14 protein-coding genes are annotated in these 12,817 nt (G+C 63.3%); 4 read left to right on the top strand and 10 right to left on the bottom strand.

Going from position 1 to position 12,817, the window contains the following annotated elements; all coding sequences use genetic code 11:
* Window positions 1-5 precede the first annotated feature (5 nt).
* Entirely contained in the window at window positions 6-359 is a 354-nt protein-coding gene (locus BLR94_RS06725; RefSeq protein WP_084303989.1) for a DUF4398 domain-containing protein, read from the bottom strand.
* 9 nt (window positions 360-368) lie between these two features.
* Window positions 369-1,196 (bottom strand): substrate-binding periplasmic protein, encoded by an 828-nt coding sequence (locus tag BLR94_RS06720; protein ID WP_084303988.1) that lies wholly within the window; start codon window positions 1,194-1,196, stop codon window positions 369-371.
* Window positions 1,197-1,295: 99 nt separating this feature from the next.
* Between BLR94_RS06720 and BLR94_RS06715 the strand changes: the two genes are divergently transcribed.
* Window positions 1,296-2,249, top strand: a complete 954-nt coding sequence (locus BLR94_RS06715) for an alpha/beta fold hydrolase (RefSeq protein WP_084303987.1) — start codon at window positions 1,296-1,298, stop codon at window positions 2,247-2,249.
* Window positions 2,250-2,296: 47 nt separating this feature from the next.
* Here BLR94_RS06715 and BLR94_RS06710 read toward each other — a convergent pair whose 3' ends face one another.
* Window positions 2,297-2,782, bottom strand: coding sequence for a PaaI family thioesterase (locus BLR94_RS06710; RefSeq protein WP_090423668.1), 486 nt, complete (start codon window positions 2,780-2,782; stop codon window positions 2,297-2,299).
* Window positions 2,783-2,831: 49 nt separating this feature from the next.
* Window positions 2,832-3,578: a sulfite exporter TauE/SafE family protein gene (locus BLR94_RS06705; RefSeq protein WP_084303986.1), complete on the bottom strand. Its 747-nt coding sequence runs from the start codon at window positions 3,576-3,578 to the stop codon at window positions 2,832-2,834.
* Window positions 3,579-3,666: 88 nt separating this feature from the next.
* Here BLR94_RS06705 and BLR94_RS06700 point away from each other — a divergent pair, with 88 nt between their 5' ends.
* Window positions 3,667-4,569, top strand: a complete 903-nt coding sequence (locus BLR94_RS06700) for a LysR family transcriptional regulator (protein WP_084303985.1) — start codon at window positions 3,667-3,669, stop codon at window positions 4,567-4,569.
* A 65-nt stretch (window positions 4,570-4,634) separates the two neighbouring features.
* Here the strand turns inward: BLR94_RS06700 and BLR94_RS06695 are convergent, their stop codons facing one another.
* Together BLR94_RS06695 and BLR94_RS06690 are read right to left on the bottom strand one after the other, a co-directional pair.
* Window positions 4,635-5,564, bottom strand: a complete 930-nt coding sequence (locus BLR94_RS06695; RefSeq protein ID WP_084303984.1) for an electron transfer flavoprotein subunit alpha/FixB family protein — start codon at window positions 5,562-5,564, stop codon at window positions 4,635-4,637.
* A complete protein-coding gene (locus BLR94_RS06690) occupies window positions 5,565-6,314 on the bottom strand; it encodes an electron transfer flavoprotein subunit beta/FixA family protein (protein ID WP_042556685.1) in 750 nt (249 codons plus the stop codon). It lies immediately after the preceding gene.
* Window positions 6,315-6,627: 313 nt separating this feature from the next.
* Here BLR94_RS06690 and BLR94_RS06685 point away from each other — a divergent pair, with 313 nt between their 5' ends.
* Window positions 6,628-8,292 carry an electron transfer flavoprotein-ubiquinone oxidoreductase gene (locus BLR94_RS06685; RefSeq protein ID WP_084303983.1) on the top strand — a complete coding sequence of 555 codons (1,665 nt, stop codon included), beginning with the start codon at window positions 6,628-6,630 and terminating at the stop codon, window positions 8,290-8,292.
* Between the two features lie 189 nt (window positions 8,293-8,481).
* Here BLR94_RS06685 and BLR94_RS06680 read toward each other — a convergent pair whose 3' ends face one another.
* The 3 genes from BLR94_RS06680 to BLR94_RS06670 all read right to left on the bottom strand — a co-directional run bounded on the left by BLR94_RS06680 (window position 8,482) and on the right by BLR94_RS06670 (window position 10,432).
* The gene (locus BLR94_RS06680; RefSeq protein WP_084303982.1) at window positions 8,482-9,048 is read right to left on the bottom strand and encodes a DUF1285 domain-containing protein; all 567 of its coding nucleotides are present in this window, start codon (window positions 9,046-9,048) and stop codon (window positions 8,482-8,484) included.
* A gap of 39 nt (window positions 9,049-9,087) precedes the next feature.
* The gene (locus BLR94_RS06675) at window positions 9,088-9,693 is read right to left on the bottom strand and encodes a DUF4823 domain-containing protein (RefSeq protein ID WP_084303981.1); all 606 of its coding nucleotides are present in this window, start codon (window positions 9,691-9,693) and stop codon (window positions 9,088-9,090) included.
* Between the two features lie 100 nt (window positions 9,694-9,793).
* Window positions 9,794-10,432 carry a TetR/AcrR family transcriptional regulator gene (locus BLR94_RS06670; protein ID WP_027906448.1) on the bottom strand — a complete coding sequence of 213 codons (639 nt, stop codon included), beginning with the start codon at window positions 10,430-10,432 and terminating at the stop codon, window positions 9,794-9,796.
* A 74-nt stretch (window positions 10,433-10,506) separates the two neighbouring features.
* Between BLR94_RS06670 and BLR94_RS06665 the strand changes: the two genes are divergently transcribed.
* Window positions 10,507-11,640: an aminotransferase class V-fold PLP-dependent enzyme gene (locus BLR94_RS06665; protein WP_084303980.1), complete on the top strand. Its 1,134-nt coding sequence runs from the start codon at window positions 10,507-10,509 to the stop codon at window positions 11,638-11,640.
* A 367-nt stretch (window positions 11,641-12,007) separates the two neighbouring features.
* Here BLR94_RS06665 and BLR94_RS06660 read toward each other — a convergent pair whose 3' ends face one another.
* Window positions 12,008-12,790, bottom strand: coding sequence for a TatD family hydrolase (locus BLR94_RS06660; protein WP_084303979.1), 783 nt, complete (start codon window positions 12,788-12,790; stop codon window positions 12,008-12,010).
* Window positions 12,791-12,817 lie beyond the last annotated feature (27 nt).

The following is a 12,817-nucleotide window of genomic DNA, read 5'->3' as shown; positions in this document are numbered from 1 at the left end:
AGGGCTCATGGCGTAGCTCCCAGTTGATCGCGCAAGCGCTTGATACGGCGGTTCAGCTCGGCCAGCTGCGCCTGGCTGCGCAGCGTCAGCACCCGAGCCTCGGCCAGGCGCGCATCGAGTTCGGCCTGCTCGGCCTGCACACGGGCAGTTCGATACGCTTGCTCGTCCATCGCCGAACGGGCCTTGGCGAGCTTGGCTTCGGCCTGGCTCAGTTCGGCAACGGTCTCGCCCGCGGCGACGGTGCGGGCCTGTTCGATGACCTGTTCGGTAAGGCGCATCTGTTCGGAAGGCGCGGGATCAGTGGCACAGCCTTGCAGCAAAAGCACCGCCAGCGCGGCGCTGGTATATCGATAGATCACGGGTACGTCCTACTGATTCGGAACACTGGCGGCCGGCTGAGGCTGTTGTTCCTTCCAGCGTTGCAAGTTGCGTTGCAGAAGGGTTTGCGGCATGCCGGCGGCGGTGAATTCTGTCATTTTCCTGGCCAGTTGTCCGCGCAGCCAGGGGTCGTTGCACGCCGAGTTGTGGGACAGCGCCAAGTGCAAGCCCTCACTGGAAACCGGCGGGTCGAGCACCTGCAGATCATCCTGCAGGCCCAGGGTCGACGCCAGCGCCTGCCCTGGATAGCGCTCGTAGAGCACATAGTCGGTACGCCCCAGCAGCAGCTTCTGGAACGCCTGGGTCAGGCTGGAGACACCTTCGAGGGTCAGGTTGTCCCTGGCATAGGCATCGAACGTCTGCCCGAAGCTGTTGTTGACCAGGGTGTCGCCAGTACGCCCCTGCAGGTCGGCCCAGCCTACGTAGGGGAAGTCGCTGCCCTTGCGCACCCAGACCACGCTCGGTGTCGACAGGAAGGCCGGGTGCACGAAGTCCATGATTTCCAGGCGCGGGATGGTCAGGAAGGCACCGGCGAGCATGTCGATGCGCCCGGTACGTACCTCCTCCTGGGCTCTCGACCAGGGGCCGGCGTAGACCACCTCGATGCCGACGCCAAGCTCCTTGGAAACCGCCTTGAGCAGATCGACGGTGGCGCCGATCAGTTGCCCCGGGTTCTGTGGGTCGCGCCACAGGTAAGGCGGGTACTCGGGATTGCCGGTAGCGACCAGCCGCTCGCATTTGCCGGCGGCCTGGGCGCCACCGGCCAGCAACAAGCCGATGAGCAGCAGACCAGACCTGACTAAACTTCGCTCGCCCATCGTTATTCTCTCGGTTCACATACTAGCCAGTCGTTCCGTGACTGAAGAATCATGACATGCTAGCTCATACGACCTGGATAATCAGCGATAAGACGCCGCATGAAGAAAATGATTCTCGCCGTATTCGTCCTTCTGATCCTTGCCGCAGGGACGCTGCTTTACCTCTCGCCAGCGGCGCAACTCACGGCCTATCGATCCATCGAGCAATGGCGCACCGGGTTTCACGCGCACCGCATCAGCGTGAACGACCTGGAGATCAGCTATTACCAGGGAGGCCCACCGGATGCCGAGACCGTGCTGCTGGTTCACGGCTTCGGGGCCGACAAGAGCACCTGGCTGTGGTTCGCCCGGGATCTCACCGAGCGCTATCACGTCATCGCCGTGGACCTGCCCGGTTTCGGCGCCAGTGACCGGCCACACGGCAGCTACGATGTCGGTACACAGACCGAACGCCTGGCTGCTTTCGTCGATGCATTGTCGATCAGGCGCCTGCACCTGGTCGGCCACTCCATGGGCGGGCATATCGCCGCGCTCTACGCTGCCCGCTACCCCCAGCACGTCACCAGCCTGGCCCTGATGGCCAATGCCGGCATCGGCACGCCACGGCGCGACACAGGGTTCCAGCGTACCCGAGAGCAGGGTGACAATCCCCTGCAGGGGGAGCTTCCCACCCAGTTAGATCCGTTGCTGGACTGGCTGTTCGTCGCCCCGCCCCAACTGCCCGAGCACCTTCACCAGTACCTGGCACAACGGGCCGTCGATGACAGCGCACATCAGCGGCTGGTTTTCGACCATCTGCAACAACGCTACCTGCCCCTGGAGCCCGAACTGCAGCGGATCGGCGCACCGACTCTGCTGCTCTGGGGCGACCAGGACCGTATCAGCGACATGTCCGCCATCGAGGTGATGAAGCCATTGCTGGCGGACGCCACCGTAGTGATCATGAAAGGCTGCGGCCACGCGCCGATGCTCGAATGCCCGAAGGAAACCGCAGCGCAGTACCTGCAGTTCATCGGTGCCCATGGGATGGAAGCCTCGAGCAGGAAGCAGTAGCCGGCTATCGATCAGGCAGGGCCCGCTGGACTGGAGGGGTACGCCGGTCATCGTCCATGGGCACTGTCGCCACGCAGGGTCATGACCGCACTGGAGATGCTCGCCAGCACCTTGCCGTCCTCCGTCCGTACCTCGCAGCGGTAGTGGCTGATCGTACGCCCACGGTGTTCGGCCCAGGCATGGGCTTGCAGGCGCCCCTTCCAGACCGGACGAAGGAAGGTCGCCTTCAGGTCGATGCTGGTAAAACTCTCGCCGTCCAGCATCAGCGTGGAATGCGCTGTACCGATGGCGGCATCGGCCAGCTCGCAGAGTAGCCCGCCATGCACGGTGCCCTGCTGGTTGCCATGGCGTAGCGCATCGGCCTGCAACTCGATCACCGCCATGGCCTCGTCGACCGCGACGAGGCGAAAGCCGAGCAGTTGCGAGATCGCCGTGGGATAGCGCATGTGGGTGGCATGCTCGACCGCGAGGGAGCCGTCCAGTTGGCGGCGCAGGTACTCCAGAACGGCAATAGGACGAAGACCATGCATCATGCCTGCTCCTGTTTCGATGGCACCGGCAGGGAACGACTGCCTTCAGGTGTCAGAAGAAAGGCCGCGAAATCAGCTCGAGCCCTAGAATCAGCAGAAACCACAGAAAACACAGGCGGAAATGCCTTGGACTCAGGCGCGCACGAATCGACTGCCCCAGCCACATTCCCAGCAAGGCCGGAATCACCGCCAGCGACGACAATCCCAACTGGTCAGTACGCAAGGCGCCCTGCAGCAGCAAGCCGCCCGCCAACGCCAGGGTGGAAACCGTGAAGGACAGGCCTAGCGCCTGTACCAGTTCGTCCTTGCTCAGGCGCAGCGCCTGCAGATAGGGAACCGCCGGCATCACGAAAACCCCGGTTCCCCCGGTGATCAGCCCGGTGACGATCCCTATCAGCGGCGACAGCCTTGGCTCCCATCGCGCGGGCACCGAGATGACCGGAGACGCCAGGGCATAGCTGGCGTAGGCCAGCAGCGCGCATCCCAACCCGAAGGCAGACCAGGATGGATCGACCCTCACCAGCAGCACCGTACTGCTCAGGGTGCCCAGCACAATACCCAGCGCCATCGGCCACAGGCGCCGCAACAGACTCGCCGTGGCCGGCCCCGCCAGGCTCTGCCAGAGGTTGCTGACCAGCGAGGGGATGACCAGTAGGGCAGCAGCCGCCGCTGGCGACATGAAGGTCGCCAGCAGGCCCATGGCAACCGTGGGCAGGCCCATGCCGGTCACGCCCTTGACCACTCCGGCCACGAGGAAGATCAGCGTCAGTGGTAACAACAGGGACAAGGATTCGTTCATGCGCCCATTTGGCCTGCGAGGCCGCTTGCGCACAATCAGGATCTTTCATCGTATCCTCTGGTTTTTCCGAAGGCTGAGGAGTACTGACATGCGACCGGATCTGGCCGACCTGCGCCTCTTCCTGCACGTTCTCGAGGCCGGCAGCATCACCCGCGGCGCAACCCTGGCGAACCTCGCCCTGGCCTCGGCCAGCGAGCGGCTGCGCAACCTCGAGCGAGACGCCGGCGTACCACTGCTGCTGCGCCTGCCGCGTGGCGTAGCGCCGACCGAAGCAGGCGAGACCCTGGCGCACCATGGGCGCCTGATCCTCGACCAGCAGTCGCTGCTTCAGGACGAGTTACGTGACTTCGCCAAGGGCGCGCGGGGCACGCTGCATCTGTATGCCAATACCGCTGCGCTGACCGATTTCCTGCCGCCCCGACTCGCGCCCTGGCTGGCCCAGCGCCCAGGGCTGCAGCTCGAACTCAAGGAGCGCACCAGCGCCGAGATCGTCGGGCTCATCGGCAGCGGCCTGGCCGAGGCCGGCATCGTGTCCGACGCCGTCGAGGCCCAGGGCCTGCACATGCAGCCTGTGGCGAAGGATCATCTGGTTCTGATCATGCCCACCGAGCACCGCCTGGCAGACCAGACCACGCTGCAGCTGGCCGATGTGCTCGACGAGCCCTTCGTCGGCCTGGCAGCGGGCAACGCCTTGCAGGACCACATCCTCGATCACGCCCGCTCGGCTGGCGGTGAGCCGACCCTGCGCATTCGCCTGAAAACCTTCGAAGGCCTGTGCCAGATGGTCGCCCATGGCGTCGGCCTGGGCATCGTCCCGCTAACCACCGCCAGCCGCTACCGGCGCCGCCACGGATTGCGGACGGTATCCCTGAGCGATGACTGGGCACGCCGTCAGTTGTGCCTTTGCTTCGGTGCCTGGCAGGCGCTGTCCCCGCCGATGCGCAGCCTACTCCTGCACCTTGGCGCCGAACCCGGGGAGGACCAGGCCTGAGGGATGGCAGACCATTAAAAAACCCGCTCGAATGAGCGGGTTCTCTGGGTGCAGAAACAGCGGGATCAGACCAGCTTTTCCAGCTCCGGCACGGCTTCGAACAGATCGGCCACCAGGCCATAGTCGGCAACCTGGAAGATCGGTGCCTCTTCGTCCTTGTTGATCGCGACGATCACCTTGGAGTCCTTCATGCCAGCCAGATGCTGGATGGCACCGCTGATGCCGACCGCGATGTACAGCTGCGGGGCGACGATCTTGCCGGTCTGGCCGACCTGCATGTCGTTCGGCACGAAACCGGCGTCGACCGCAGCACGGGAAGCGCCGACCGCTGCGCCGAGTTTGTCGGCCAGGGTGTACAGGTGCTTGAAGTTGTCGCCATTCTGCATGCCGCGACCACCAGAGACCACGATCTTGGCAGCGGTCAGTTCCGGACGATCGGACTTGGCCAGCTCTTCACCGACGAACGCCGACTTGCCGGCATCGCCGCCCGCCGAAACGTTCTCGATGGCAGCGGAACCGCCTTCGGCCGCCACGGCGTCAAAACCGGTGGCACGCACGGTGATCACTTTCACGGCAGCGGAGGATTGCACGGTAGCGATGGCGTTACCGGCATAGATCGGACGCTTGAAGGTGTCCGGGCTCTCCACGGAGACGATCTCGGAGATCTGGTCGACGTCCAGCTGTGCAGCGACGCGCGGCAGGATGTTCTTGCCGTTGCTGGTGGCGGCAGCCAGGACGTGGCTGTAGGCCTTGCCGAGCTCGGCAACCAGCGGCGCGACGTTTTCCGGCAACTGATGAGCGAATGCGGCATTGTCGGCAACCAGTACCTTGGCGACGCCAGCGATCTTGGCAGCCGCTTCAGCGGCAGCGCCAACGCCCTGGCCGGCGACCAGCACGTGAATGTCGCCACCGATGGCTTGGGCGGCAGCGACGGTGTTGAGGGTCGCTGGTGCCAGCGCGGAATGGGTGTGTTCAGCGATAACCAGGATAGTCATTTAGATCACCTTCGCTTCGGTTTTCAGTTTCTCGACCAGTTCGGCAACCGACTTGACCTTGATACCCGCACCGCGTGCAGCTGGCGCTTCGACCTTGATGGTCTTGACGGTGGAGGCAGTGGAAACGCCCAGCGCGTCAGGGGTCAGGGTTTCCAGCGGCTTTTTCTTGGCCTTCATGATGTTCGGCAGCGAGGCGTAACGCGGCTCGTTCAGGCGCAGGTCGGTGGTGACGATGGCCGGCAGGTTCAGCGCAACGGTTTGCAGACCGCCGTCGATCTCACGGGTGACGTTGACCTTGTCGCCGCTGACTTCCACCTTGGAGGCGAAGGTACCCTGGGCGTAGCCGGTCAGCGCAGCCAGCATCTGGCCGGTCTGGTTGTTGTCGCTGTCGATGGCCTGCTTGCCGAGGATGACAAGCTGCGGCTGCTCCTTGTCGACCACGGCCTTGAGCAGCTTGGCGACCGCCAGGGAGTTCAGCTCTTCGGCCGACTCGACCAGCACGGCGCGATCGGCGCCCAGTGCCAGCGCGGTACGCAATTGTTCCTGGGCCTGGGCTGGGCCGATGGAGACGACCACGATTTCACTGGCGACGCCCTTCTCTTTCAGGCGCACGGCCTCTTCAACGGCGATTTCGCAGAAAGGGTTCATCGACATCTTGACGTTGGCAAGATCGACGCCGCTATTGTCCGGTTTGACACGAACCTTGACGTTGTAATCGACCACTCGTTTGACAGCTACAAGAACCTTCATGGATTCCTCGTTACTCTCCGGTGAATAGGAATGTCGCCAGAAGCGAGCATGCGGGTGATGCAGACAAGCAGACACCATAGCTCAGGCGGCGAGCGCAAAACCGCCCGTATCTTGACCGTCACACCTGGCTCGGTCAATACGGCCTGGTTGATAGCCATTCGTGTTGTAGCCCGATTCTAGCAGGCCTACAGAAATTCAAACAAACGTTTGTATTGGCCCCTATCAAGGCTGCCTATATACTGCGCGGGCGTGCCTTGGGAAGGATGCCGGCTCGCCATGAAAAATTAGAGAGCCTTTGATGAGGAGATAGCCCGTGGAACGCGAATTTATGGAGTTCGACGTCGTCATCGTCGGCGCCGGCCCCGCCGGTCTGTCCGCCGCTTGTCGCCTGAAGCAGAAGGCCGCCGAGGCAGGCCAGGAAATCAGCGTTTGCGTGGTCGAGAAAGGCTCCGAAGTCGGTGCCCACATCCTGTCCGGTGCGGTCTTCGAGCCGCGTGCCCTGGAAGAGCTGTTCCCCGACTGGAAGGAACTGGGCGCACCGCTCAATACACCGGTAAAGGGCGACGACATCTATGTGCTGAAAGATGCCGACAGCTCCATCAAGGTTCCGGGTTTCTTCGTGCCCAAGACCATGCACAACGAAGGCAACTATATCATCTCCCTCGGCAATCTGTGCCGCTGGCTGGCCCAGCAGGCCGAGAATCTCGGCGTGGAAATCTATCCCGGCTTCGCCGCGCAGGAGGCACTGATCGATGAAAGCGGTGTGGTTCGCGGCATCGTCACCGGCGACCTGGGCGTCGACCGCGAAGGCAATCCCAAGGACGGCTACTACACCCCCGGCATGGAACTGCGCGCCAAGTACACACTGTTCGCCGAAGGCTGCCGCGGCCACCTCGGCAAGCAACTGATCAAGAAATATCAGCTCGACAGCGAAGCCGACGCCCAGCACTACGGGATCGGCATCAAGGAAATCTGGGACATCGAGCCGAGCAAGCACCAGCAGGGCCTGGTGGTGCACACCGTGGGTTGGCCGATGGACATCATGGGCACCGAGAACACCGGCGGCTCCTTCCTCTATCACCTGGAAAACAACCAGGTGGTGGTCGGCCTGATCATCGACCTCTCCTACACCAACCCGCACCTGTCGCCCTTCGACGAGTTCCAGCGCCTCAAGCATCATCCGGTATTCAAGCAGTACCTGGAGGGCGGCAAGCGTGTCGCCTACGGCGCCCGCGCCATAGCCAAGGGTGGCCTGAACTCGCTGCCGAAGATGGTATTCCCCGGCGGCGCCCTGATCGGCTGCGACCTCGGCACCCTCAATTTCGCCAAGATCAAAGGCAGCCATACCGCCATGAAGTCCGGCATGCTGGCCGCCGAGGCCATCGCCGAAGCCCTGGCCGCCGGTCGCCAGGGTGGCGACGAGCTGGGCAGCTATGTCGACGCCTTCAAGGCCAGCTGGCTGTACGACGAACTGCTGCGCAGCCGCAACTTCGGCGCAGCGATCCACAAATACGGCGCCGTGGTCGGTGGCGGCATCAACTGGGTCGATCAGAACCTGTTCGCCGGCAAGCTGCCCTTCACCCTGCACGACAACAAGCCGGACTACGCCTGCCTCAAGCCTGCAGCAGAGAGCAGGAAGATCGACTACCCGAAACCGGACGGCAAGCTCAGCTTCGACAAACTGAGTTCGGTGTTCCTTTCCAACACCAACCACGAAGAAGAGCAGCCCTGCCACCTCAAGCTGGCCGATCCAAGCATCCCGATCGACAAGAACCTGCCGCTGTACGACGAACCGGCGCAGCGCTACTGCCCGGCCGGCGTGTACGAAGTGGTCGCCAACGACGATGGCAGCAAGCGCTTCCAGATCAACGCGCAGAACTGCGTACACTGCAAGACCTGCGACATCAAGGACCCGGCCCAGAACATCACCTGGGTGGCGCCGGAGGGTACGGGTGGGCCCAACTACCCCAACATGTGACTACGGCCAGCTGCGCGTCGGCCCTGGGCCCTGCGGCGTTAAAAACAGACTCGGACCGCTGATGTACAACAGTACACTCCGCGTCCTCGCCTGTTTTTGCGGGGCCGCCTAGGCCTTGCAGGGCTCTAGCTCGCAAGGCCGGCAAAAATCACCCCCAAAAGGCTCCCTAGGGAGCCTTTTTTATTGCTGCTATTCCAGCGGCCCGATGGGAAAGAACACGCCACCACTCCACACGCCCAGCCAAGGCTGGCCGTCGATTTCACGGGCTTGCGCCAGCTCGACCAATTGGTAGAAGACGTTGCGATGGATCAGCGCTTCCAGGTTGGCCCGCACATGCACATAGGGTGAGGGCTCCTGGGTCTGCGCATCCAGTTCGACCCGCAACGGGTGCTCGGCGCCTGCCTCCACCTCGTCGCCGACATTGCTGACGAAGCGCAGCACCTGCCCTTCACCCTGCCCCGTCACCTGCACGGAGACTGCCACGAAAGGCGCGTCATCGACCTTGATACCGACCTTTTCTACCGGCGTGACCAGAAAATAGTCGTCGCCATCACGGAGAATGATCGTCGAGAACAGGCGCACCATGGCTGGCCGGCCAATGGGTGTCCCCATGTAGAACCACGAGCCGTCACGGGCGATACGCATGTCGATGTCGCCGCAGAAATCGGGATTCCACAAATGCACCGGCGGCATGCCCTTGCTGCCCGCTGGCGGAATCTGCGCCAGCAGGTCACCGGCCTTGTCGCGTTCACTCATCAACCTTCCTCACGCCCTGTGGAGCACCAGGCAGTGCCCTCAACGACTGAATCCGAGCAGTGTACGCGCATAATCCTCGAGCGGCGCGCGGATGAGATCCTCGGGCTTGCCGTCGTAAAATGTCAGGAAGCCACCACGGCTGCGGATCCGCGCGGTATCCACCAGATAGCGAGTATTGGTCTCGATCAGCATCAACTGCAGCACGCTGCGGTCGGTGCCGAGCCGATCGAAAGCCTCCTGATCCTCCCACTCTTCCATGGTGCCGATGCGGTCATCGGCATAGGCGAAGCGGGTGTAGAGCAGGTAATGGGCACCCGCGGCACGGGCTTCGCCCAGCGCTTCATCCAAGCCGACAGGTGCCTTGGCGCGACGTACCATGGGGAAGTATTCGACGAAACCGCGGAACGCCTCCTCGGCCACCACATTGGGCCTCGGGTAGGCGTGCTTGCCAGTTGGCGCGAAGTGCCCCTGGGCGATGTAGATGAACGAATCGCCCTGCAGCCGCCAGGACGCCGAACGCCTTACCTTGCTGTGATCCAGCACCCCCGCGTCACGCAGATGGTAAGTGGCGCCATCGGCCATGTCGCTGACATTCATGCAGCCAACCAGGCTCAGCAATATGGCCAGGGCGAACAGATTACGCATGTGAACTCTCCCGATACCGGCGACGGAAAACCGGCGAATGACTGCTCCAAGCAGGTTTCGCGCCAGTCGGCTCAGTGGCATCCGCACCACGCCGTCAGGATCAGGCGGGAGGCGTCTCGCTATCGCGCTTGCGCTTGTTGCCCATACGCACACCGATATCCATCAGGAACTGGAAGAAGCCTTCCTGATCTTCAAGCACATTGCTCCAGAACGGCGAGTGATAGAGCGCCACGGCCCCATGCACCAGCGCCCAGGCAGCGCAATAGTGGAAGTACGGGGGCACGTCTTCGAGCTTGCCTTCGGCGATACGCCCCTTGATCAACTGGGTGAGGCGCTCGAAATTGGAGGCGCGGATGCTGTGCAACTGCTCCACCAGCTCAGGCACCTGATTACCCTTGACCACCTTTTCTTCCAGGCGATCGAACAGTCGGTAGCGTTGCGGGTCACGCATGCGGAACTCGAAATAGGCCCGCGACAGCGCTTCCTTGTCACGGTCGATATCGGACGAATGCAGCAACTCGTTCAGATCACGCTCGTAGTCGAGCATCAGCCGCAGGTAGATCTCCGCCTTCGACTTGAAATGCTTGTAGATGGTGCCTTTGCCGATACCCACGGCGTCTGCAATCATCTCCACGGTCACGCTGTCCTCGCCCTGCTCGAGGAAGAGTTTCAGGGCGATGTCGAGAATCTCCTGCTCGCGGCGGCGAAACTCACGGATCTTGCGGGGTTCTTTCTGCATGAGGAAATGACAAGGTCGGAATTCAAGTCCGGTATTATGCCTAACTAACGCCAAATTGCACGGATCACGCGCTCATGAATGCCATCATCGACGAGTTTCCCCAACCGGCCGATCTCTACTACCTGAACCACGCTGCAGTCGCCCCCTGGCCGGCACGCACCGCACGGGCCGTAGAACGCTTCGCTCGCGAGAACATCACCACCGGCGCCCGTGATTATCCGCAATGGCTGGAAACAGAACGGCGCCTGCGCGAGCGCCTGGCGCGACTGCTCAATGCCCCCTCGCGAGCCGACATCGCGCTGCTCAAGAACACGTCGGAAGCCCTGTCGTTCGTGGCCTTCGGCCTGGACTGGCGCGACGGTGACCAAGTCATCATCAGCACCGAGGAGTTCCCATCCAACCGCATCGTCTGGGAAGCACTGCGCCCGCAGGGCGTTGAAGTCGTCCAGGTCGACCTGCAAGACGGCGATGCCGAAAGCGCCCTGCTCGCCGCCTGTACGCCGCGCACCCGCCTGATGGCCATCAGTGCAGTGCAGTACGCCAGCGGTTTGCGCCTGGATCTGCAACGCCTGGGGGCGGGCTGCGAGCGGCGCGGCGTTCTGCTATGCGTCGATGCCATCCAGCAGCTGGGTGCCATGAGCATGGATGTGCAAAGCAACGGCTGCGCCTTTGCCATGGCCGACGGCCACAAGTGGTTGCTTGGCCCTGAAGGCCTGGGCGTGTTCTATTGCCGTCAGGATCTGCGCGAGCAGTTGACCCTGCACGAATACGGCTGGCACATGCTCGAGCACGCCGGCGACTACGACCGTGACGACTGGCAACCGGCGCGCAGTGCCAGACGCTTCGAATGCGGCAGCCCCAACATGCTCGGCGCCATGGCACTGGAAGCGAGCCTGTCGCTGCTCGAAGAGGTGGGCATGCCCCAGGTCGAACAGGCGGTGCACGAGCGCGTGCAGTGGCTGCTCGATGGCCTGCGGGACATCCCCGGTGTGCAGTTGCGCAGCGTCATCGAGCGCGAGAAGCGCGCCGGTATCCTGACGTTCTCCCTGACGGGCTGGGACAATCGCACCCTGCACGAGCGCCTCAAGGGCGAGCAGGTGATCTGCGCCCAGCGTGGCGGCGGCATTCGCCTGTCACCGCATTTCTACACCGAGTCACGGGTCATCGATCACACCCTGAAACTGCTGTGGGGCCTCGCCAGCGAATAGCACTCAACGATGGGAAAAATATTCCAAATCCGTTTAACGCCGGAGATGGACGTCTGCCGCACATGGCCAATACTTCAGATACCGGTGCGGCATCCCCCCCAAGTGTCGCAGCGGCCGGAGTGCCGAGGACCGCGCACTTCGCTTGACTCCTAAAGGTCTTGACCCGGCTTCTGCGCGAAACCGGGTTTTTTTTGTGGCCTGCCGTCCATGGCGGCCACCCTTCGGGCCGTCGCTGCGCGACGTCAAAAATCGCTCCGGGCGATTTTTTGTAGCCTGCCGTCCATGGCGGCCACCCTTCGGGCCGTCGCTGCGCGACGTCAGAAATCGCTCCGGGCGATTTTTTGCGCGCAATCCCGGTGACGGCGGTTCAGGCCACCCGGGCCAGCGGGAACAGGCGCTTGAAGTTCTCGCCCGTCTGCCGCGCCAGCTCTTCGTAGCTGACGCCACGCAGCACGGCCAGATACTCGGCGACATCACGCACGTACTCCGGCAGGTTGGGCTTGCCACGGTGCGGGATGGGCGCCAGGTACGGCGAATCGGTCTCTACCAGCAGGCGATCGGCCGGCACATGGCGAGCGACCTCGCGCAGCGCATCGGCGTTGCGGAAGGTGACGATGCCGGACAGGGAAATATAGAAACCGATATCCAGCGCCGCCCTGGCCATCTCCCAGTCCTCGGTGAAGCAGTGCAGCACGCCGCCCTGGGGCAGCGCCGCTTCGCGCAGCAGCGCCAGGGTGTCGGCACGGGCTTCGCGGGTATGCACGATCACCGGCTTGCCGGTGATCTGCGCAGCCTGCAGATGCAGGCGGAAAGCCTCCTGTTGCAGCTCGGCGGCTTCCGGCTCGTAGTGATAGTCCAGGCCGGTTTCGCCGATGGCGACAACGCCAGGGTGATCCAGCTCGGTGAGCAGCCAGTCCAGCGCCGGGGCGCTGCCAGGTTCGAGATCGAGCGGGTGGATGCCGACGGAGCAGTCGACGTCGGCGTAGCGCTGCGCCAGCTCGCGTACGGTGGCGGCGTTGTCGGCACTCACGCCAATGCACAGGAAATGGCCGACACCGCGAGCGCGCGCGGCAGCCAGCGCTTCGTCCAGCGAACCGCCGCGGGCGGCCAGCTCGAGGCGATCGAGGTGGCAGTGGGAATCTATAAGCATGGGATAAAGTCTCGAGCGGCACGCCCC

This window comes from Phytopseudomonas flavescens (assembly GCF_900100535.1).
Classification (GTDB): Bacteria; Pseudomonadota; Gammaproteobacteria; order Pseudomonadales; family Pseudomonadaceae; genus Aquipseudomonas; species Aquipseudomonas flavescens.
This window is presented reverse-complemented; position numbering and strand designations above follow the sequence as displayed.

Bases quoted from the DNA above. Each gene is read 5' to 3' on its own strand.
- BLR94_RS06720 (WP_084303988.1), bottom strand. From the start codon at position 1,196: ATGGGCGAGCGAAGTTTAGTCAGGTCTGGTCTGCTGCTCATCGGCTTG.
- BLR94_RS06715 (WP_084303987.1), top strand. From the start codon at position 1,296: ATGAAGAAAATGATTCTCGCCGTATTCGTCCTTCTGATCCTTGCCGCA.
- BLR94_RS06710 (WP_090423668.1), bottom strand. From the start codon at position 2,782: ATGATGCATGGTCTTCGTCCTATTGCCGTTCTGGAGTACCTGCGCCGC.
- BLR94_RS06705 (WP_084303986.1), bottom strand. From the start codon at position 3,578: ATGAACGAATCCTTGTCCCTGTTGTTACCACTGACGCTGATCTTCCTC.
- BLR94_RS06700 (WP_084303985.1), top strand. From the start codon at position 3,667: ATGCGACCGGATCTGGCCGACCTGCGCCTCTTCCTGCACGTTCTCGAG.
- BLR94_RS06695 (WP_084303984.1), bottom strand. From the start codon at position 5,564: ATGACTATCCTGGTTATCGCTGAACACACCCATTCCGCGCTGGCACCA.
- BLR94_RS06690 (WP_042556685.1), bottom strand. From the start codon at position 6,314: ATGAAGGTTCTTGTAGCTGTCAAACGAGTGGTCGATTACAACGTCAAG.
- BLR94_RS06680 (WP_084303982.1), bottom strand. From the start codon at position 9,048: ATGAGTGAACGCGACAAGGCCGGTGACCTGCTGGCGCAGATTCCGCCA.
- BLR94_RS06675 (WP_084303981.1), bottom strand. From the start codon at position 9,693: ATGCGTAATCTGTTCGCCCTGGCCATATTGCTGAGCCTGGTTGGCTGC.
- BLR94_RS06670 (WP_027906448.1), bottom strand. From the start codon at position 10,432: ATGCAGAAAGAACCCCGCAAGATCCGTGAGTTTCGCCGCCGCGAGCAG.
- BLR94_RS06665 (WP_084303980.1), top strand. From the start codon at position 10,507: ATGAATGCCATCATCGACGAGTTTCCCCAACCGGCCGATCTCTACTAC.
- BLR94_RS06660 (WP_084303979.1), bottom strand. From the start codon at position 12,790: ATGCTTATAGATTCCCACTGCCACCTCGATCGCCTCGAGCTGGCCGCC.